Here is a 19,200-nt window from a genome sequence, read left to right on the forward strand (position 1 = left end):
CTGTGACTGGTTTACAGCGGTGTGCCCTCCCTTTCTGTAATTTTCCCGCCCCGACCGCGCCCCGGGGGGGGGGGCGGGGTTGACGCTTCCGGGCCTATGTCTTGGATAGCGAGAGCGGGGGGGCATAAGGTCGCTATCCGAAGGTCATAACCCTTTATCGCGCCCGCGGTTCCTGCTGACGCGCAGATATTTCGCCCGTCGTTGCATCATTCGTTGCCAACCACGGCAATCGCAATTTCGAACGCGCCGATCAGGGGATCGTGGTGCAGCTTTGCGCGCAGCTGGCGCGACAGGCCTTCGAGCACGCGGCCATAGCGGCTGGCCAATCCGTCGCGCAGCACGTCGCCTTCGATCAGGGCGGGTGAACTGATCCGTAGCGTCGCCCGCAATGGTTCGGTGCGATTGACCGAGATGCGGATCTTGGCTGCCGCATCCCCGGTCATTGCGAGTTCGATCAGTTCTGTGATGAGAAACGCCACCGCCACCGCCACGTCCTGGTTGACGCAAAGGGGCTCAACATCGACGACGATGCCCATGGCCGGATGGTCCGCTGCGGTCGCGCGCAGGTTCGCCGCAAGTTCCCCGATCATGGAGCGCAGGCTGAGCCCGCGGCTCTCCTCCATCTCAGCGAAATGATTTCGATGCACCACCGCCAGCGCATCCACCCGGCGCTGAATAGTCGAATAGGCCTGTCCTGCCTCGGGCGATCTGGCCCCGCGCGCGTGAAGGCTTATCAGGCTCGCGATCACCTGTAGGTTGTTCTTGACGCGATGATGCACCTCGCGCGTAAGCTTGGTCTGGCGCACCAGACCCTCGGCCAGGCCCGCCTCGTGCAGCACCACCGTGCGACTGATGGCACGAAAGGTCTCGCCGAGTTCCCGGATCTCCTGGGCGGGGATGCCGCGGGTCACGGTGGGATCGATCTCCGTTCCCGGCTCGAAGGCGGCAACGCTTGACCTTAGTGCGCGCAACGGCCGGATCAGCAGGCGATCGACCACGAACCAAGCGATGCTGGCGGCAAGCGCCCACATCAGCAGCGGCAGCAGCATCGCGATCACCATGGGTGAACTGATCGGCGTGCTGGGGATCTGCATCTCCAGGACGAGCCCGCCGATCCCAAGCGGCGTGCGGATCGATTCCCGGCGTTCCAGCGCCCGCCCGGGTTCAATCGTGCTGAGAACCAGGCGCTCGCCATCAACAAGTGCAGCTGCATAGGCAACGTTCAGGCCGCTGGGCCGGCTCAGACGCGAGAGGAATTCGGTAGGGAACATCGCAACGCCCCGGGTGCCGGTAGCGCCATCCTCCACCGCGAGCAGGATGCCCTGAGCCTCGACGACCCGAGTCCCGACATCGCTGCCCGGTGCCATCCGTAGCGGTCGGCGAGCCTCGGGAAAGGGCGTGCCGCATAGAGGGCGGCCGGCGCGGTCAAGCACCGTCATGCGCGCGCCGGCAGCGAATTGCTGGGCAAACACGCCCTGTACGCGCGCGCAGGACGCCGCATCGGCACGATCGCGGCCGAGCGCTGCCGCCGTCGCCCTCAGCGCGGTCATGTCGCCGCCAAGCTCAATGGCCAGCGACCGAGAGCTTTCCGCAGCCGCCAGCCGCAGCCGTGCACGCGCCTCATCGTTGAAGGTGCGGGTGGTCTGGAGCGTGGCAAAGATCGCGATCACGGCCAGCGGCAGCAACGCGACGCTGAGGATCAGGAAGACTTTTGCCCCGGTAGGCCACCGTTCGATGGAAGACGGAGTCGCGGCCACGTCGCCGCCGGGGGCCACGGGCCGCTTGGACATGCCGACAGCTTAGTCCAGTTTGGATAAGAGGGACAGCATCTCGTCAGGAACCTGCTCTTCCACCGTCCGCTGGTAGATCGATCGCAAGGCGGAACCCATGTCACGGTCTGGATCAGTGCCGCGAGGCGCACGCGTGTTGACTGGCGCCTCGCCATTGTCCGCCGCCTGTTCCTGGGCTGCGGCGCGTTCCGGTGAATCCTCTACAGCGCTCAACATCATCCCCCGAAGGCGCCACGCAACGGCGCCATGACGAAAAAGGCCGGCGAACCCGCCGGCGATCAACGCGCAGGGCGCGCCATGTGGTCGGGAAACCAAATGCGGCTTTGTTTGTTCCCGCTGTTACGACGAAATCTCGTGTCGGACGGTTGAACCGTCCGGTGCGGGTGCGCGTTATGCGTGGATTACCGGGGGGCGGCATCGCTGGTCGGCCCAGGACAGACACTTCAGGGAGACGTACCGACCCATGTCGCTTGGACAAAAGCTTGCACCGCACCTTCCCTTCCTCCGTCGGTACGGTCGCGCCCTCACCGGCAGCCAGGCGCAGGGAGACAAGTACGTCCGCGCGACCCTAGAGGCGATCGTGGCTGCGCCCGAGGAGTTTCCCAAAGAGGTCGACCCGCGCCTCGGCCTGTATCGGACGTTTCAGGCGATCTGGGCGTCCGCCAATCTGGAGGCGGAAACGGATGCGGACGCCGGCGATCAGAGCGAGGCGATCGCGCGGGCACGGCTCGCCCGCATGACGCCGCTGTCGCGCCAGGCGCTTCTCCTTACGGCGATGGAGGGGTTCACACCGGAGGATACCGCCTATCTGATCGAGGTATCGCCGGAGGAGGTGGACGATCTCGTCTCCGGTGCGCTCGCTGAGATCGAGAAGCAGACCCGGGCACGCGTCCTGATCATTGAGGACGAGCCGATCATCGCGATGGACATCGAAACCATCGTTCGCGATCTCGGCCATGATGTCACAGGCGTGGCAGTGACGCGGGATGAGGCGGTGGCGCTGGCGAGGGAGGACCGACCAGGGCTGATGCTGGCCGACATCCAGCTTGCCGACGACAGTTCGGGCATCGACGCGGTGAAGGACATCCTGTCGGAATTCCAGGTGCCCGTGATCTTCATCACCGCCTTTCCGGAGCGTCTGCTGACCGGCGAGCGGCCCGAACCCACGTTCCTGATCACCAAGCCGTTTCAGCGGTCCACGGTCAAGACCGCTATAAGCCAGGCCCTATTCTTCAACGAACGGACGGTTCCGGGGACCTGACGCGGTCGATACGGACCCAAAACGAAAGAGGGGCGTTGAGGCATCATGGCAGATCCGAACAACCGAGTGCATCTTGAAACCGACGAGGCGCGGGCCGGCGCCACGCCGCGGATGACGCGTTACATCCTCGCCATTTCGCTGGTGCTGGTAGTCGTCGTCTTTGCGCTGCTGCTGCTCTGGCCCCGTCTCTGATCCACGCCGATCGAATCGTCTGACGCCGCGCTGGCAATCGCGGCGTCCCCCTCCTATCTTGACGATCACCGCCCCATGGCGTGGACCGAACGGAGCATCATGACCCAAGTCGAGCCGCGCGAGGCCGCGGATGCGCCTGTCGCATCGGAGCACGTCGCGCTTTCTGACAGCGACTTCAAGACACAGCTGGCGCAGGTGATCCCACACCTGCGCGCTTTCGGCCGATCGCTTTCGGGCAGTCGAGATACTGCCGACGATCTGGTTCAGGAAACATTGCTGAAGGCGTGGGCGGCTCGCAAGCGCTTCCAGGCGGGCACCAACATGCGCGCCTGGACCTTCATCATCCTGCGCAACCTCTATCTCTCCCAGATGCGCCGCGCGCGCTTCAAGGGCGAATGGGACGACCTGGTTGCGGACCGGTTGCTCGCCGCACCGGCCAGTCAGGACAAGCATGTCGAACTCGCCGACATGCAGCGCGCGCTTCTCCACCTTCCGCAGCCCCAGCGCGAGGCGTTGATCCTGGTTGGCGCGGGCGGGTTCGCTTACGAGGAGGCGGCTGAGATCTGCAAGGTGGCCGTCGGGACGATCAAGAGCCGGGTCGCGCGCGGACGGGTCGCCCTCGAAGCGCTGCTGAGCGAGGGAGCTCTGGCGTCGCGGCGCTCGTTCGATGGCAATGGGCAGAACACGGCGCTGGACACGATCATGGGCGAAGTGGACGAGCTCAGCAGCGAACGGTAACCCCTTATGGACCGGATCAGTTGATCCGGTCCAGCTTACCGAGCAGTCGTTGCAGGTCCTGCGGCAATGCTTGCGCGGCGCCATAGATGCGCCGTAGGGACTCGCCGATGGCGTCCGTGGGACGTGGGCGACGTACCGCATAGGCGCGATCGCTGGACCGAAGAGGCGGGGTCGGGGCGTTCATGCCGTGCTCAACGGCCGGGTAAGCGAGAGGTTGCTTGCGAGATCACTCGGCTCTTGACAAATCGTCGGATCGCGAGATCGCATTTCGGATAACCAACGCGACCGGACGTGCCAGGGCATGGTCGCCCTTTTTGGCGATGCTGCTGGGCCGGGAAACGGAGATAGCGGAGCGGCTGGACCGCGGCGAGATGATCGACCCGGTCGTCTCCATCGACCCTGATCTGCCTCCGGCGCGGGCGCTCCGCCTCGCGCGACGGCGCCTCGCTCTGATCGTAGCTGTTGGCGACCTTGCCGGAACGCTCGACCTTGCCGCGGTCACAGGGGCGCTGAGCGACTTCGCCGACCGTGCGCTTGACCATGCGATCCGCGCGGCGATCGAGGAGCGCACGCCGGGCGCCCCGATGGTTGGCTTCGCGGCACTTGCGCTGGGCAAGCAGGGCAGTCGCGAGCTCAATTACTCGTCCGACATCGATCCGATCCTGCTCTATGATCCGGCCGTCCTGCCCAGGCGCGCGCGCGAGGAGCCGGCCGACGCGGCGGTGCGCATCGGCCGCCGGGTGGTCGAGCTGCTCCAGGCCCGCGACGCGGATGGATACGTCCTGCGGGTCGACCTTCGTCTGCGTCCTGCGCCGGAGGTCACGCCGATCGCGCTGCCGTTCTCTGCCGCGATCGCGCACTATGAATCGGAGGCGTTGCCTTGGGAGCGGGCCGCGTTTATCCGGTCCCGGGCCTGTGCGGGGGATCTGGCTCTGGGCCGGCGGTTTCTGGAGGCGATCCGCCCGTTCGTCTGGCGTCGCAGCCTCGATTTCGGCGCGGTGCGGGAGATCACCGATATTAGCGCCCGGATCCGCGACCACCATGCGTCCGGCCAGGCGTTCGGTCCCGGCTTCGATCTGAAGCGCGGTCGCGGCGGCATCCGCGAGATCGAGTTCTTCGCCCAGATCCACCAACTGATCCACGGTGGCCGCGAGCCGGCGCTGCGCACGCCGGCGACCCGCGACGCGCTGGGGGGGCTGGCCGCGGCGGGCCTGATCGATCCGGGCGACGCGGCGGCGCTGGATACCGCTTATGTAGCGTTGCGCACGGCGGAGCACCGCGTGCAGATGGTCGACGATCGCCAGACCCACCTGCTTCCTGCGGGTGACGCGCTCGATCGCCTGGCCTGGCTGGACGGTCGGGACGCCGGCTCCGCCGTCCTGCACGCGCTTGCGCCGCATGTTGATCGGGTCGGGCGCGTCTACGATGCCCTGATGCCCGGGACCGCCGGGACCGCCGGGACCAAGGCCGCGTCTCCGGAGATGTTGGCGGGCAGGTTCACGGAGCCTCTGGCAGCGGAATGCATGCGCCTTCTGGAACGCTGGCGCTCCGGGCGCTATCCGGCATTGCGCAGCCCGGCGGCACAGGCTGCGTTCGAGATCGTGCTGCCTTCGCTGCTCGACTCTTTTGTCGAAGCGCCCGATCCGCGCGCGGCGCTGATCGGCTTCGACCGACTGGTCGAACGATTGCCGAGCGCCTTGAACATCTTCCGACTGCTGGAAGCGCGACCCGCACTGCTGGGCATGCTGGCGACGATCCTCGCGCAGGCGCCGACCCTCGCCGAGGACCTGTCGCGCCGGCCCGATCTGCTGGACGGGTTGATCGACGCCAGTGCGTTCGATCCCCTGCCGGACCGGCCCGCCCTCGAAGAGGAGATGATGGGGCGGGACCAGGATTATCAGGCGGTGCTGGAGCAGGTTCGGCGCGTGGTGGGGGAGAGGCGCTTCACCCTGGGCACGCAGATCGTCACGGCGGCGGCCGACCCGCTTACGGTCGCATCGGGCTATGCGCGGCTGGCGGAGGCGGCGGTGGAGGTGCTGGCGGGCGCGACGGTTGCCGAATTCGTCCGTACGCATGGCCGTGTTCCGGACAGCGAGTTCGTGATCCTGGCGCTAGGCCGGCTCGGCGGTGGCGCGATGACGCATGCGTCCGACCTGGACCTGGTGTATCTCTTCACCGGAGACTTCTCGGCCGAGTCCGATGGTCACAAGCCTCTGGGTGCCACCCTCTACTATAACCGGCTCGGCGCCAGGATCAGCACCGCCTTGTCCGCTCCCACCGCCGCGGGTCCGCTGTATCCGGTGGATACCCGTCTGCGCCCATCCGGCACGCAGGGGCCGCTTGTCGTTAGCCTCGACTCCTTTGCCCGTTATCAGCGGGAGGACGCCTGGACTTGGGAGCGGATGGCGCTGACCCGCGCCCGGCCGATCTTTGGCTCCGCGGCGGCGCGTGCGGCGGTGGCGCAGGTGATCGACACCGCGCTTCGTACACCCTCCGGCCGCGATGTCGCCGCCGATGCGCGTGCGATGCGCGCAGAGATGGCCGCCCACAAGCCGCCGGTCGGGCCACTGGACGCCAAGCTGCTGCCCGGCGGCCTGGTGGATCTGGAGTTCGCGGTGCAGGTGCGCCAGCTGGTCCATCGCACGGCGTTCGAGCCGAACCTCCAGGCCGCCATTTGCGCGCTGATCGGCGAGGGGCTGATCGCCGAATCCGCGGACGGGGCGTATGGCCTGCTTGCGCGATTGCTGGTGATCGTCCGGCTGGTCGCCCCCGATGCGCAGGAGCCGCCGCCGTCGACACAGGCGCTGATCGCACGTGCATTGCACCTTCCGGACTGGCAGACGGTGATCGCCCGCCTGGCGGCCGTCAGGCAGGAGGTCGCGGCGCTGGAGATCGATGATGCAAGCCGGTGATCCCGTTCCCGACGTGACCCTGACTGACCGGACGGGGGCGCCGCTAGCCCTGCGCACATTGGGATTTCCCGCGGTGCTCTGGTTCTACCCGCGCGACGACACCAGCGGCTGCGCCCGCGAGGCGCAGGATTTCTCAGCGCTCCATGAGGATTTCGCGGCAGCCGGCGTGTCGCTTCTGGGCGTGTCACGCGATGACGTGGCCAGCCACGCACGCTTCATCGCCAAGCATGCGCTGGTGCCGCCACTGGCCAGCGACCTGGACGGCAGTGTCTGCGAGGCCTTCGGGGTATGGGTCGAGAAGTCGATGTACGGCCGGAAGTTCATGGGAATAGAGCGCGCGACCTTTCTGTTCGATCGGGACGGACGGCTCGCTCGCCAGTGGCGCAAGGTGCGCGTTCCCGGCCACGCAGTCGACGTGCTGAAGTCGGTCGACGACCTGCCGAAGTAGCGTGATTCCAACAACTCGCCGCGTGCCGCTGGCACTCCGGCGCGAGTCGCGGGCCAAAGTCTTGCGCCCGGACGACATTGCGGGGCACGGTGACGACATCCGGGGTGCGGGTGGGCTGCAATCCAGATGACAGATAAATCGCGGGGCGGCGGTGTGTCGTTGTCCCGCGCACGGGGTCGTTGAGCTTTGATGATCGAAAACCTTCGCGCGCATTCCGGATGGCTTCGAGGAAGCCTCGGAACGATCTTCCCGCAGCGTGCGATCGCTTTCCATGACGGGACCAAGGTTCGCCGGGTGCGGCTGACCGCCGGGACGCAGGCGGTGCTGGCGACGTCCGCCGCCGCGCTGCTCGGCTTCGGCAGCTATGGCATCGCGCAGGCGGCAGGGCACGCGGTGCCCGCCGAAGATGCCCGCGCGGCCGACGGACGCGTTGCGCAGATGGAGCGCAAGGTTGCCGCCATGCGGGCACGGGTCGTTACCATTCGCGAGACCGCGCGGCTGCACGCAGACCGGATCGAGCATCGCCAGAACCTGCTGGTCGCTGCGCTGACTGGCGAAGGCGAAACCCGCGAGATGGCGCTCGCTACCCTTTCCATCGATCCCGCGGCGGACCGCGTCGCCGGCTCGGCGATCGCCCCGCTCAAGCGGGTGGAACAGGCGCAGGCGCGGCAGGCCGCCGCGGTGCGCAAGCTGGCGGAGCGTCGCCTGTCGCTCGCCAAGGCCGAGATCCGGCGCCTGGGCCTCCGCCCCGACCGGATCGTCCGCAAGGCTTCGGCCATGGGCGGCCCGCTGATCGAGGCGACCAGTGCGGAAGCCGTCGCCGACCTGAAGGCGGATCAGCAGTTCCGCTCCTTGTTCATGACCTGGAAGAAGCTCGACAATCTTGAGCAGGGCGTGATCGCCATTCCGTCGGTGCAGCCGGTCGAGAAGCTCCAGTTCACCAGTAACTTCGGCATCCGCTCCGATCCGTTCCGCGGCACTGCGGCGATGCACGCAGGCGTCGATATTCCTGGCCCCGTTGGCACGCCGATCTACGCGACCGCCGATGGCGTGGTGAGCCATGCCGGCCGCCGCGGCGGTTATGGCAACCTGATCGAGGTGAACCACGGCAAGGGTATCGCCACCCGCTATGGTCACCTGTCGAAGATCCTGGTCGCCGACAACACCCGCGTAACCCGTGGCCAGCTGATCGGCCTGATGGGCTCGACCGGCCGCTCGACCGGTCCGCACCTTCATTATGAGGTCCGTATCGATGGCCATGCGGTCAACCCCGTGCCGTTTTTGACCACGGCCGATTATCTGTTGGCGGCCAAGGATCGCTCGGTGGGGATGATCCCGGTGTCCAGCGGACCCGCGCCGCAGGATTGATGCGGTTGTCCCGGCGCGTTCCGGCGCTTATCTCCGGATGATGGCAACGCTCGCATCCGATATTTCGCTGACCCCCGCCGCGGCGGCGCGGGTCGCCGCCATTGCCGCGAAGCAGGGTAAGCCCGCGATCCTTCGGCTAGCTGTTGACGGTGGCGGCTGCTCAGGCTTCCAGTATCGCTTCGGGTTTGCCGATGCGCCGGAGGCGGACGATCTGGTCGCGGAGACCGATGGTGTGCGGCTGGTGGTGGACGAGATTAGCCTTGATCTGGTCCGCGGGGCCGAGGTCGATTACGTCGAGGCGCTTGGCGGCGCGGCGTTCCGGGTTAACAACCCGATGGCGGCAGCGGGTTGTGGTTGCGGGAGCAGCTTCGCCGTGTAACCACGGCGCGCGTGAAGATCGTCACCTATAACGTCAACGGCATCAAGGCGCGGCTGCCGCGCTTGCTGGAATATCTTGCCGAGCAGCAGCCGGACATCGTCTGCCTTCAGGAACTGAAGGCATCGGACGAGACCTTCCCCGAAGGGGAGGTGCGCGCCGCCGGCTATGGTGCGGTGTGGCACGGGCAGAAGGGGTTCAACGGCGTTGCCGTGCTGGCACGCGGGGCCGATCCGGTAGAGCGGCAGCGGGGTCTCGCCGGCGATCCCGAGGATGCCCACAGTCGTTACCTGGAGTGCGGCGTCGCCGGGTTGGTCGTCGCCTCGATCTACCTGCCCAACGGCAATCCGCAGCCCGGCCCCAAGTTCGACTACAAGCTGCGCTGGATCGAGCGGCTGGCGGAGCGCGCGCGTGCGCTGCTGGCCGAGGAGGAACCGGTGGTGCTGGCGGGCGACTATAACGTCATCCCCAATGACGACGACACCTTCTCAGTCCGGGCGATGGCGAGCGACGCGCTGATGCAGCACGAGAGCCGCGCCGGCTATCGCGCGCTGCTCGCGCAGGGCTGGACCGATGCGCTGCGCACCCGCGCGCCGAAGGGCGGCGTATGGACCTTCTGGGACTATCAGGCAGGCGCCTGGCAGCGCGATGCGGGGTTCCGGATCGATCACCTGCTGCTCAGCCCCGCTGTCGCCGACCGCCTGACCGGCGCGGGCGTGGACAAGGCGTATCGCGGGCGCGAGAAGGCGAGCGACCACGCCCCCGCCTGGGTGACGTTGCGCGGATGAAGCTTGCGCTGCTGGCGCGCTCGCCACCTGTCGATGATGGCGGTCGCGGGCGTCACCCGCAGCCTTAGCGATGCGGTGAGCCTTTCCGGCGAGGTCTCTGTCGATCGCGAGGAGGACGCCAGCGACTGCCGGACCGAAACGATGGCAGCCGCGCGACCAGCTGCAACTGGACCTGCTCGCCGCGGCCGGCCCGTCGCGCGCTGCGCCCTACCTGGGGCTCGTAGCTGGCGGCGCGATCCCGTTCTAAGTGCTACATCCGCGCTTCGGGCCGGGGATGCGGCACATAGGTGCGTATCCGTTCTCCGCGCCGGTGCGAGGCCACGGAGGACGTGTCCTCGCCGCGTGGCTCTGACTGGGTGACCTTGGGCGCGCTTACATTTTTCTCCATTGCCGATCTCCGACAGCGGTGTTGACGGGAGCGGAGAATGTCACAAAACTGTCAAAAACACGAGTCCAATCCGGGTTGGTGATCTTTCCCCATGCGTTGGCGCCATTCGCCAGCTGTCGGCGCCGTTTACAGGCGTGGTCGAAGCTAAGCGTTTGATTTTACGTCGCCCAAGAGCTTGGCACGCCGCGTGCAATCCTCTTCATGCCGGCACGGAGCCGGTGAGGAGGACCATGCCATGAAAACCATCGCTGCCGTGATCGCCGCCATCGCGCTCACTCCCGCTGTTGCGATCGCCGCGCCCAAGCCGGCCGAGTCGGTCGAGAGCCCCGCATCCGAGGCGCAGATCGCGAAGTCCCAGCCGCGCCGTTATTGCGTCGCCAGCACGCCGACCGGCAGCCGCCTGGAGCGGCGCGAGTGCCGCACGCTCGACGCCTGGCTGAAGGACGGCTTCGACCCCCGCGTGCAGTGATCGCTACGCGGGTGCGTCCGATCTTCCCGCGGCCTGCTTCGGCGCGGCCGCGGGACACGGATCAAAGAGCCTTGCGGTAGATCGTATAGGCCTTGTTCACCCGGCTCTCGATCGTCTCTGCGATCGAGCGCATTCCCTGATTGTCTTCGAGGATCCAGCCGATCTCGCCGCGGCTGGCGCCGTAATGCTCCACCGAGGCGCGGCGGATATATTCGATCATCATGAAGGCCAGCTGGCTCGCCATGCGCGAGGATTGCAGGTCCTTGCGCACGCCCATCAGCGGCACCCGCATGGTGCGCACCTTGGGCGCGCGCAGCCAGCGCAGCAGCTTCAGCCAGCCGAAGGGCAGCAGCGAGCCGCCCAGAGGTCGGATCGCCTCGTTGAGGTCGGGCAGGGTGATCATGAACGCCACCGGCCGGCCGTCCACCTCGGCGATGCGGATCAGGTCGTTGAACACGATCGGCTTCAGCTTGACGCCCACGTCCTTGATCTCGGGCGGGGTGAGCGGGACGAAGCCCCAGTTATCCGCCCAGGCATCGTTGAGGATGTCGAGGATGATCGCCGCCTCTTCCTCGAAGCGCGACTTATCGACCTCGCGCACGCGGATGCGCGGGTTCCGCTCGCCCGACTGGATGATCCGCTTGACGATCGGCGGGAATTCCTGGGTGATGTCCAACTCGTAGGTGAAGAGCTGCTTAGCCGGTTCGTAGCCGGCCGCCTCGATCCAGCCGCGATATTCGGGCTTGGCGTGGCCCATCATCACGGTGGGCGGATGATCGTAGCCGTCGACCAGCAGGCCGGGCTCTTCCCAGATCGACATGCTGATCGGGCCGAGCGCGCGGACCATGCCCTCATCGCGCAGCCAGCCTTCGGCGCGGTCGAGCAAAGCGCGGAACACGTCCTCGCGCTCGGCCTCCATCAGTCCCCATTGCCCGATGCCGGGGCCGAAGCCCTGCTCGGCCGGTAGGGTGAGCGCCAGCGTGTCGATGTGCGCGGAGATGCGCCCGACGACGCGGCCGTCCTCCTCGGCGAGGAACAGCTGCGCCTTGGCGTGGCTGAACCAGCCGTTTTTCTCGGGGGTGATCAGCCCCTGCGCCTCGCCCTTGAGCGGCGGCACCCAGTTCGGATCGTCCCGGTACAACCGGAACGGCAGGTCCACGAAGGTCTTGCGATCGCGCTTGGAGAGGACGGGGCGGATGGTGAGCGGCACGCTGGGAGCTTTCGGCAGGGTAGGGCGCGGATGTAATCGCCCGTTTCGATCATGGCGAGTGGGCTTTCCGCACGGGTGCCGCCCTCGCGGCGTCACGCTGTCGCCACTATGTTCGGCAAATGGACCAAGCCATGACCAGCATGACTCTTTCGCGTGAAACCGCCGCTGCGACGACGCGCGTGCCGACGCACCGGATCGCCGACGACAAGGCAATGCTGAAGGCGGCGGCGGAGCTGACTCGTGATCTCGTCCAGGCGCGGCCCGCGGTCTATTGGGCGGACATGACCGGCTCGGCGATGCTCGGCTATGGCGCGCTGGTCGCGTCGACTTTGCTGCCGGGCGGCTGGGCGGTGCTGGCCGGCGTGGTCGCCGTATTGGCGCTGTATCGCGCGATGAGCTTCATCCACGAGGTAAGCCACCTGCGCCCGCAGGCTGTGCCGGGGTTCCGCGCCGGCTATAACGCCTTTGTCGGCGTTCCGATGCTGATCCCGTCGTTCATGTACGAGGGCGTCCACAACCTTCATCACGCCAAGACGCGCTATGGTACCGCGGAGGACCCGGAGTATCTGCCGTTGGCGCTGATGAAGCCGTGGACGCTGCCGGTTTTCATCCTCGTCTCCGCGCTGGCGCCGGTGGCGCTGCTGTTCCGCTACGCCGTGCTGTCGCCGCTGTCGCTGGTGGTTCCCGCGCTGCGTCGCACGGTGGTGGAGCGCTATTCGGCGCTGGCGATCAACCCGGTGTTCCGCCGCCGCGCGCCTGAAGGGGACGCCAAGCGCCAGTGGGATCGCGTCGAAGCCTTTTCCAGCCTGTGGGCGATTGCGCTGATCGTGCTGGTCGCGACCGGGGTGCTGCCGTTGCGTGCGTTCGCGATCGGCATGGTGGTGGCCTCGGCAGTGGCGGTGCTCAACCAGGTCCGTACCTTGGTGGCGCACCTGTGGGAGAATGAGGGTGAGGCGATGAGCGTCACCGCCCAGTATCTCGACTCGGTCAACGTGCCGCCGCCGGCGCTGCTGCCCGGTCTGTGGGCGCCGGTGGGCCTCCGCTACCACGCGCTGCACCATCTGCTGCCGGGCGTGCCGTATCACAACTTGGGCGAGGCGCACCGCCGGCTCACCGCCGCGGTGGAGCCGGGTTCGCCTTATCACAAGGCAAGCTATTCGGGCCTGCCTTACCTCGTCGCCAAGATTGGCCGCAGCACCCTCGGCCGCCGCTGACCTATTCCTCGGTGCGCAGCAGTACCGCCTCGCCGATCAGCAGGAAGAGCAGGAAGGGCGCCCAGGCGGCGAGGAAGGGCGGGTAGGCGCCCAGGTTGCCCATCGCCAGCGCGAAATTGTCGGCGACGAAATAGGCGAAGCCTAGCGCCATGCCGATCACCGCGCGGACGAACAATTTACCCGAGCGCGCGATGCCGAATGCGGCGACCGCGCCGAGGAGCGGCATCAGCACGGACGAGAGCGGGCCCGACAGCTTGTGCCACAGCGCGCCTTCCAAGGCCTTGGTCGGGCGACCGCTCTCTTCCAGGTCGCCGATCGCCTCGTCGAGGGCGCCGAACGTCAATCCGTCGGCATCGACCGAGGCGAGGGTGAACTGGTCGGGACGGACCCCCTGCGCCACCACGATGCTTTCGAGCTGGGTCACTCGGCCACTCGCCACGTCGAAGCGCTTGGCGGGCGCGATGCGCCAGCCGTCGCCCTCGCGCGTCCCGCGCGGTGCGGTAACGATCGCGGTCAGCCGGCCGTCGATCCGATCGTAGAGAGTGATGCCGCCAAGCTGTGCAGCATCGCCGCGTCCCCGGATCTGATCGACCTCGATCAGGTCGTCGCCCGATCGCACCCAGACATTGGTACGGTCGCCGCGGTCGATCGGGAGGGGGCCATAGTTCACCTTCTGCCACTGGCTGAGCGTGGCGGTGGCGCGCGCCACCACGCGCTCGTTGAACGTGAAGCTGACGCCGGCAACGCCCAGGCTTGCGACGATCAGCGGCGCGAGCACCTGATGCGCGGACAGGCCAGCGGCCTTTAGCGCGATGATCTCGCTGTTCTGGTTCATCGTGATAAGCGTGAGAATCGTGCCCAGCAGCACAGAGAACGGAAGGAAGCGCGCCACGATCTGCGGCGCCCGCAAACTGGCATAACGCCACACCTCGGGATCGCCGTTGCCGGCGACTGCCAGGATCTTGCCCGATTCGCTCAGCAGGTCGAGGGCCTGGAGCACGATTACCAGCGCAGCAAGGATCCCGAAGGTCCGCACCAGGAACATGCGCGCCATGTAAAGGCTGATCGTGCGCGATGGGAAAAAGCCGTTCATGCCGGACGGAGCTCCCGCCGCCGGCCGGGCATTCGCCTGGAGATTGCGCGCCAGGCCTTGCCCGCCACTCGTTCGAGCGCGCCGATCGGCTGGCCGCCGGGAGTATGTGCGAGCGTGTAGTACATCCAAATCACCAGTCCGGCGAAAATCGCGAACGGCCCCCATAAGGCGAGCAGGGGATCGATCAGCCCCAGCTCTCCCACCGAGGCGGCATATTGGTTCACCTTGTGGTAGGTCACGATCAGCACGATGGACAGGAACACGCCCAGCGCGGAGGTGGACCGTTTGGGCGGCACCCCCAATGCGACACCCAGCAGCGGCAGCAGGAACATCGAGGCAACCTCCGCCAGGCGGAAGTGGAATTCTGCCCGGCTGCTGTCTCGCGCCTCTTCGGTGGTGCCGCTACGACCCAGAATGGCGAGCTCCGGCAGCGTCCTCTCCAGGTTGCGATCCCCGCGCGCGCGGAAGCTGCCGAAGCGAGGCAGATCGATCGGCAGATCGTGCGCGGAGAAAGTCAGCGTGCGAGGGGCGGCGAACTCGGGTCGATTGTGGATCAGCGTGCCGTTCGTGAGGCGGAAGATGATCACATTGGGATCGTCAGTCGCCAGGAACTGCCCCGTGGCAGCAGTCACGCCGATCCAGTCGCCCTTGGGCGTTTCGGCGTGAACGAAGATTCCTGAAAGCTTGCGACCATTGTCCCGGCTGCGTTCGATGCGGAGCGTCATCCGTTCGCCCAGATGGGTGAACTCCCCCACCTTGATCGAGGCGCCCAGCGCGCCGGTGCGCAGCTCGAACCGCAGCTGCTCATAGGCGTAGCGCGCCTTCGGCTGGACGTAGCCGACGATGGCGAGGTTCAGCAGCGCCAGCCCGATCGCGTACAGATACGGGACGCGCAGCAGGCGCGCGTAGCTCATGCCCACGCCGCGCATCACGTCCAGTTCCGAGGAGGTGGCGATCCGGCGGAAGGCGAGCAGCACGCCCAGCATCAGCCCGATCGGGATGCCGAGACCGAGATACTCGGGCAGCAGGTTGGCCAGCATCTTCCAAACGACGCTGACCGGCCCGCCCTCGGTCGCCACGAAGTCGAACAGGCGCAGCATGCGATCGAGCACCAGTAGCATCGCCGCGATCACCAGGGTGGAGAGCAGCGGCAGCGCGATCAGCCGGGCCATGTAGCGGTCGATGGACTTCATGAAGGCTGCGGCGGGCTCCGGCTGGTCGAGTGGCTATACGGGCGCAGTCCCTCTTGTGCCAGCCGGCTATGCGATTGTCGGGGCAGCAAATCGCGTGTACGACTCGGAGCATTGCTCGATCGCGGGGGGCGATCGCGGGGGGATAAGAACATGGCAAAGCAGTTGGGCCGTCGACCGGCTCAAGAGTCCATTGATGCGGCGTTTATGCGCGGGGTGACCGCGCCGGGTGCGCAAAATGGCGACGTGATGGATTCCATCGGTCTGGCGCTGGACCTCTACAGCACCGCCATGTCGATCAAGGACTTGATCGAGGGCGGCGACGCCGCCGCGCTGGCAGAGATCAACCGCAAGCTCGACCAGCTGCTGGTGGTGAGCAAGGAGATCCTGAGCGGCATCGGCCAGACCCAGAACCTCATTTTCATCCAGCGGATCACCGACATCCAGTCGGACGTGCAGCAGAGCCTGCGCTATGCCGACGTGTACCGCACCAGCGGCCGGCAGGCCGATGCGGACATGGCGATCAGCAAGTCGATCGAGGCGCTGTACGACATCAGCACCTACCCGGCATCGCAGGCCTATGAAAGGGGCCTGCTCGCCGCCACCGCGATCGCCGCGGTCGCGGCACGCGTGTCGGTGATCCGCGAACTCCAGGACGGCGCCACCTCCGCCGAGCACAAGGCGGATCTGCAGTCCGCCATTGCCGCGCTGACCGCCGGGTTGCCGGCGCTGGAGGAACAGGCGATCGCCGGCATGATCAACGGTGGCTACCGATTCGATTGGGACGGCTCGGACGGCGAAATGTACACCGTCTGGTTCTTCAACGCCGATGGCGAGCGCACCCCCGATATGAAGGTCTATTCGCTGTGGGGCTGGGGCGTGGGCGGCGACGGCAATGCCGATCCGTTCACCGACGGCAACGACGGTATGCGCGCGGTGTGGGACATCCTGGCGTGGATGAAGCATCGGTCCCCCGACAATTACTACACGCACATCGAGCCGCTGATCGAGGGCAATCGCGAAAAGCTCTACATGCCGGAGGTGAACGGGCTGATCGACGACCTGGCGTTCCTGACCAGCGGCGCGTGGTTGCGCGGTCGCGACGGCACGGTCAACGATCGGCTCACCTCGAACCAGAGCAAGACCTACATCAGCCCTGACACGCTGGACGGATATCGCGGCAACGATCGGCTCACCGCCGGCGCTGGGAACGACACCGTGCGCGGCGGCGAAGGAAGCGACACGCTGTTCGGCATGGCGGGTGCAGACGTGCTGCGCGGCGGCGAAGGCGGCGACGTGCTGGACGGTGGTCCCGGCGACGACCGCATTGATGGCGGCGCGGGTGTGGACCGGGTGTCCTATGCGTCGGCCAAGAAGGCGGTCACCGTATCGCTCGACCTGGGCGACTGGCAGGACACCGGCGGCGGCGGGCGCGACCTGCTGAGCGCTGTCGAGAACCTGGACGGCAGCCGCTTGGGCGACACGCTGACCGGCAGCCTGGCGGCGAACCAGATCCGCGGACTGGCCGGAAACGACCGGATTGAAGGGCTTGCCGGGGATGATGTGTTGGACGGCGGCGAGGGGAACGACGTGCTGAGCGGCGGCAAAGGTGCCGACCGGCTGGTCGGGGGCGCGGGCGTGGACATCGCTACCTATGCCGCCAGCAAGACCGGCGTGACCGTGTCGCTTGCCACCCCCAAGGCGAACACCGGCGATGCCAAGGGCGACACCTTCGACGGTGTCGAGGGCCTGCTCGGCACCGCCGCCAGCGACAGGCTGACCGGCAGCAAGGCCGGCGCCGACCGGCTGGACGGCGGTGACGGGCATGACGTGCTAAAGGGGCTCGGCGGAAACGACATCCTCACCGGGGGACTGGGCGACGACATCTTCGTCGTCGATACCGCGCTGAACCCGAAGACCAACGTCGACACAATCACCGACTTCGCGATCAAGGATGACAGCGTCCACCTGAGCAAGGCGATCTTCCAGGCCTTCAAGGACATGGAGGCGGGCGATGCAGTGCCCAACAGCTGGTTCAAGGACCTGAAGCTGGGCGCGGTCGATGCCAACGACCGGCTGGTCTATGACCGCACCACGGGCGAAGTATTCTACGATGCGGACGGATCGGGAAAGAAGTTCGGCGCGGTCCTGTTTCTGACCGTCGATGAGGGCACCCTGCTCACCGGCGCGGACTTCATCGTCTTCTGACGCGAACGCTGCGGCGGTGAACGTGACTCACCGCCGCAGCCGGGTGAGATGGCCCATCTTGCGGCCGGCGCGCGCCTCGCGCTTGCCGTAGAGGTGGAGATGGGCGTCGGGCTCGGCCAGCAGGTCGGGCCAGCGCTCCCAGTCGTCGCCGATCAGGTTTTCCATCTCGATCGCGCGGGCGGTGAGCCCGGTGTCGCCGAGCGGCAGGCCGCAGATCGCACGGACGTGATTCTCGAACTGCGAGGTGACCGCGCCCTCGATCGTCCAGTGTGCGGAATTGTGCACGCGCGGGGCTAACTCGTTGAGCACCGGACCCTCGGCAGTGGCGAAGAACTCGGCGGTGAGCACGCCGACATGGTCGAGCGCGTCGGCGATCCGCCCGGTCAGCGCTGCCGCCTGCGTCCAGTGCGCGGCGATCGCGGCGGGAGCGGGCAGGGTGGAGCGGGCGAGGATGCCATGCGCATGCTCATTCCAGGGCGGCGGGTAGCTCACCATCCGCCCGTCGCAGTCGCGCACCAGCACGATCGAGAATTCGTGGCTGAAGTCGACGAACGCCTCCAGCACCGCAGGGCCGCCGATCGCGTCCCACGCGGCCTGAGCGTCGCCGGGTGAGGCAAGCCGCGCCTGACCCTTGCCGTCATAACCCATCCGGGTGGTCTTGAGCACCGCCGGCGTTCCGACCTCGGCGATCGCGGCATCCAGCGCCTCGCGGCTTTCGACCGCCGCCCAGCGCGCCGGAATGCCACCGACCTCCTCCACGAACCGCTTCTCGGCGGCGCGGTCCTGCGCGACGCGCAGTGAGGCGGGCGAGGGGTGGACGGGTACCCGCTGCGCCAGCCACTCGACCGGTTCGGCCGCGATGTTCTCGAACTCGTAGGTGACGACGTCGCAGGCTGCGGCGAAGTCCGCCAGCACGATGCGATTGTGATAATCGGCTCGGGTCAGCGAACCCGCGGTCTGCGCGGCGACGCTCTCGCGGTCGGGCGCGAGGACATGCGTACGATAGCCGAGCTGCGCCGCGGCGACCGCGATCATCCGGCCGAGCTGCCCGCCGCCGAGGATACCGATGGTGGAGCCGGGAGGAAGGGGGGTCATGGCGCTCGCCTCTAACAACGGATTGGCATGCGCATAGCCCGAAACTGCTTCCGCCGAGCCGATCGGGTGGGACTTGAAGGCAGATCGGTCCCGTAGAGCACGCCTCCCCGGCCTGCGCCGGGGAGGCGCTTCAGCTTGGTTTGTTCAGGATTAGCCCTGCGGGTCGTGCGCCACGCCGTCGGTTTGCTTGGCGCGCCAAGACTGGAGCCGCGCGTTCAGAGGCTCGTCAGACAGCGCGAGGATCGACGCGGCGAGCAACGCAGCGTTGATCGCGCCGGCCTTGCCGATCGCCAGAGTGCCGACCGGCACGCCGCCGGGCATCTGAACGATCGAGAGCAGGCTATCCATACCCTTCAGCGCATGGCTCTCCACCGGCACGCCCAGCACGGGCAGGTGCGACATGGAGGCGGCCATGCAGGGCAGCTGCGCCGCGCCGCCCGCGCCGGCGATGATCACCTAG

The 19,200-nt window shown here is 67.2% G+C and carries 17 protein-coding genes and 1 pseudogene; 11 read left to right on the top strand and 7 right to left on the bottom strand.

Going from position 1 to position 19,200, the window contains the following annotated elements:
• Window positions 1–206: 206 nt before the first annotated feature.
• Both ACFDTH_RS12805 and ACFDTH_RS12810 read right to left on the bottom strand, forming a co-directional pair.
• On the bottom strand, window positions 207–1,790 hold the full coding sequence (locus ACFDTH_RS12805) for a sensor histidine kinase (RefSeq protein WP_375287924.1): 1,584 nt from the start codon (window positions 1,788–1,790) through the stop codon (window positions 207–209).
• 9 nt (window positions 1,791–1,799) lie between these two features.
• Complete coding sequence (locus tag ACFDTH_RS12810) at window positions 1,800–2,009, bottom strand: NepR family anti-sigma factor (protein WP_375287925.1); 210 nt, start codon at window positions 2,007–2,009, stop codon at window positions 1,800–1,802.
• 244 nt (window positions 2,010–2,253) lie between these two features.
• Between ACFDTH_RS12810 and ACFDTH_RS12815 the strand changes: the two genes are divergently transcribed.
• From ACFDTH_RS12815 to ACFDTH_RS12855, 9 genes are all read left to right on the top strand, one after another.
• Window positions 2,254–3,051, top strand: a complete 798-nt coding sequence (locus ACFDTH_RS12815; RefSeq protein ID WP_375287926.1) for a response regulator — start codon at window positions 2,254–2,256, stop codon at window positions 3,049–3,051.
• 45 nt (window positions 3,052–3,096) lie between these two features.
• Window positions 3,097–3,243 carry a hypothetical protein gene (locus tag ACFDTH_RS12820; protein WP_375287927.1) on the top strand — a complete coding sequence of 49 codons (147 nt, stop codon included), beginning with the start codon at window positions 3,097–3,099 and terminating at the stop codon, window positions 3,241–3,243.
• Between the two features lie 99 nt (window positions 3,244–3,342).
• Window positions 3,343–3,981, top strand: coding sequence for a sigma-70 family RNA polymerase sigma factor (locus ACFDTH_RS12825; protein ID WP_375287940.1), 639 nt, complete (start codon window positions 3,343–3,345; stop codon window positions 3,979–3,981).
• Between the two features lie 320 nt (window positions 3,982–4,301).
• Window positions 4,302–6,893, top strand: coding sequence for a DUF294 nucleotidyltransferase-like domain-containing protein (locus ACFDTH_RS12830; protein WP_375287941.1), 2,592 nt, complete (start codon window positions 4,302–4,304; stop codon window positions 6,891–6,893).
• Window positions 6,880–7,341, top strand: a complete 462-nt coding sequence (locus tag ACFDTH_RS12835; RefSeq protein ID WP_375287942.1) for a peroxiredoxin — start codon at window positions 6,880–6,882, stop codon at window positions 7,339–7,341. Before ACFDTH_RS12830 ends, ACFDTH_RS12835 begins: the two co-directional genes overlap by 14 nt.
• Before the next feature lie 294 nt (window positions 7,342–7,635).
• Window positions 7,636–8,709, top strand: a complete 1,074-nt coding sequence (locus tag ACFDTH_RS12840; RefSeq protein WP_375287929.1) for a M23 family metallopeptidase — start codon at window positions 7,636–7,638, stop codon at window positions 8,707–8,709.
• Window positions 8,710–8,749: 40 nt separating this feature from the next.
• Window positions 8,750–9,088: an iron-sulfur cluster insertion protein ErpA gene (gene erpA / locus ACFDTH_RS12845; protein ID WP_375287930.1), complete on the top strand. Its 339-nt coding sequence runs from the start codon at window positions 8,750–8,752 to the stop codon at window positions 9,086–9,088.
• Window positions 9,089–9,099: 11 nt separating this feature from the next.
• Window positions 9,100–9,873, top strand: coding sequence for an exodeoxyribonuclease III (gene xth / locus ACFDTH_RS12850; RefSeq protein WP_375287931.1), 774 nt, complete (start codon window positions 9,100–9,102; stop codon window positions 9,871–9,873).
• A gap of 623 nt (window positions 9,874–10,496) precedes the next feature.
• On the top strand, window positions 10,497–10,730 hold the full coding sequence (locus tag ACFDTH_RS12855) for a hypothetical protein (protein ID WP_375287932.1): 234 nt from the start codon (window positions 10,497–10,499) through the stop codon (window positions 10,728–10,730).
• A 61-nt stretch (window positions 10,731–10,791) separates the two neighbouring features.
• On the opposite strand, the gene ACFDTH_RS12860 is transcribed toward ACFDTH_RS12855, so the two are convergent.
• Window positions 10,792–11,940, bottom strand: a complete 1,149-nt coding sequence (locus ACFDTH_RS12860; RefSeq protein WP_375287933.1) for an N-acetyltransferase — start codon at window positions 11,938–11,940, stop codon at window positions 10,792–10,794.
• A gap of 131 nt (window positions 11,941–12,071) precedes the next feature.
• Between ACFDTH_RS12860 and ACFDTH_RS12865 the strand changes: the two genes are divergently transcribed.
• Entirely contained in the window at window positions 12,072–13,154 is a 1,083-nt protein-coding gene (locus tag ACFDTH_RS12865; RefSeq protein ID WP_375287934.1) for a fatty acid desaturase family protein, read from the top strand.
• Window position 13,155: 1 nt separating this feature from the next.
• Here ACFDTH_RS12865 and lptG read toward each other — a convergent pair whose 3' ends face one another.
• Both lptG and lptF read right to left on the bottom strand, forming a co-directional pair.
• A complete protein-coding gene (lptG, locus tag ACFDTH_RS12870) occupies window positions 13,156–14,247 on the bottom strand; it encodes an LPS export ABC transporter permease LptG (RefSeq protein WP_375287935.1) in 1,092 nt (363 codons plus the stop codon).
• On the bottom strand, window positions 14,244–15,440 hold the full coding sequence (gene lptF, locus ACFDTH_RS12875; protein WP_375287936.1) for an LPS export ABC transporter permease LptF: 1,197 nt from the start codon (window positions 15,438–15,440) through the stop codon (window positions 14,244–14,246). Before lptF ends, lptG begins: the two co-directional genes overlap by 4 nt.
• Before the next feature lie 246 nt (window positions 15,441–15,686).
• Between lptF and ACFDTH_RS12880 the strand changes: the two genes are divergently transcribed.
• Window positions 15,687–17,645: a calcium-binding protein gene (locus ACFDTH_RS12880; RefSeq protein WP_375287937.1), complete on the top strand. Its 1,959-nt coding sequence runs from the start codon at window positions 15,687–15,689 to the stop codon at window positions 17,643–17,645.
• A gap of 27 nt (window positions 17,646–17,672) precedes the next feature.
• Here ACFDTH_RS12880 and ACFDTH_RS12885 read toward each other — a convergent pair whose 3' ends face one another.
• Window positions 17,673–18,740 (bottom strand): 5-(carboxyamino)imidazole ribonucleotide synthase, encoded by a 1,068-nt coding sequence (locus ACFDTH_RS12885; protein ID WP_375287939.1) that lies wholly within the window; start codon window positions 18,738–18,740, stop codon window positions 17,673–17,675.
• 150 nt (window positions 18,741–18,890) lie between these two features.
• Window positions 18,891–19,196, bottom strand: a pseudogene (locus ACFDTH_RS12890) (AIR carboxylase family protein); the annotation flags it as partial.
• Between the last annotated feature and the right edge of the window lie 4 nt (window positions 19,197–19,200).

It is taken from the genome of Sphingomonas sp. (assembly GCF_042096255.1).
Taxonomy (GTDB): domain Bacteria; phylum Pseudomonadota; class Alphaproteobacteria; order Sphingomonadales; family Sphingomonadaceae; genus Sphingomonas.

Bases quoted from the DNA above. Each gene is read 5' to 3' on its own strand.
- ACFDTH_RS12805 (WP_375287924.1), bottom strand. From the start codon at position 1,790: ATGTCCAAGCGGCCCGTGGCCCCCGGCGGCGACGTGGCCGCGACTCCG.
- ACFDTH_RS12810 (WP_375287925.1), bottom strand. From the start codon at position 2,009: ATGATGTTGAGCGCTGTAGAGGATTCACCGGAACGCGCCGCAGCCCAG.
- ACFDTH_RS12815 (WP_375287926.1), top strand. From the start codon at position 2,254: ATGTCGCTTGGACAAAAGCTTGCACCGCACCTTCCCTTCCTCCGTCGG.
- ACFDTH_RS12820 (WP_375287927.1), top strand. From the start codon at position 3,097: ATGGCAGATCCGAACAACCGAGTGCATCTTGAAACCGACGAGGCGCGG.
- ACFDTH_RS12825 (WP_375287940.1), top strand. From the start codon at position 3,343: ATGACCCAAGTCGAGCCGCGCGAGGCCGCGGATGCGCCTGTCGCATCG.
- ACFDTH_RS12830 (WP_375287941.1), top strand. From the start codon at position 4,302: ATGCTGCTGGGCCGGGAAACGGAGATAGCGGAGCGGCTGGACCGCGGC.
- ACFDTH_RS12835 (WP_375287942.1), top strand. From the start codon at position 6,880: ATGCAAGCCGGTGATCCCGTTCCCGACGTGACCCTGACTGACCGGACG.
- erpA (WP_375287930.1), top strand. From the start codon at position 8,750: ATGGCAACGCTCGCATCCGATATTTCGCTGACCCCCGCCGCGGCGGCG.
- ACFDTH_RS12855 (WP_375287932.1), top strand. From the start codon at position 10,497: ATGAAAACCATCGCTGCCGTGATCGCCGCCATCGCGCTCACTCCCGCT.
- ACFDTH_RS12865 (WP_375287934.1), top strand. From the start codon at position 12,072: ATGACCAGCATGACTCTTTCGCGTGAAACCGCCGCTGCGACGACGCGC.
- lptG (WP_375287935.1), bottom strand. From the start codon at position 14,247: ATGAACGGCTTTTTCCCATCGCGCACGATCAGCCTTTACATGGCGCGC.
- lptF (WP_375287936.1), bottom strand. From the start codon at position 15,440: ATGAAGTCCATCGACCGCTACATGGCCCGGCTGATCGCGCTGCCGCTG.
- ACFDTH_RS12880 (WP_375287937.1), top strand. From the start codon at position 15,687: ATGGATTCCATCGGTCTGGCGCTGGACCTCTACAGCACCGCCATGTCG.
- ACFDTH_RS12885 (WP_375287939.1), bottom strand. From the start codon at position 18,740: ATGACCCCCCTTCCTCCCGGCTCCACCATCGGTATCCTCGGCGGCGGG.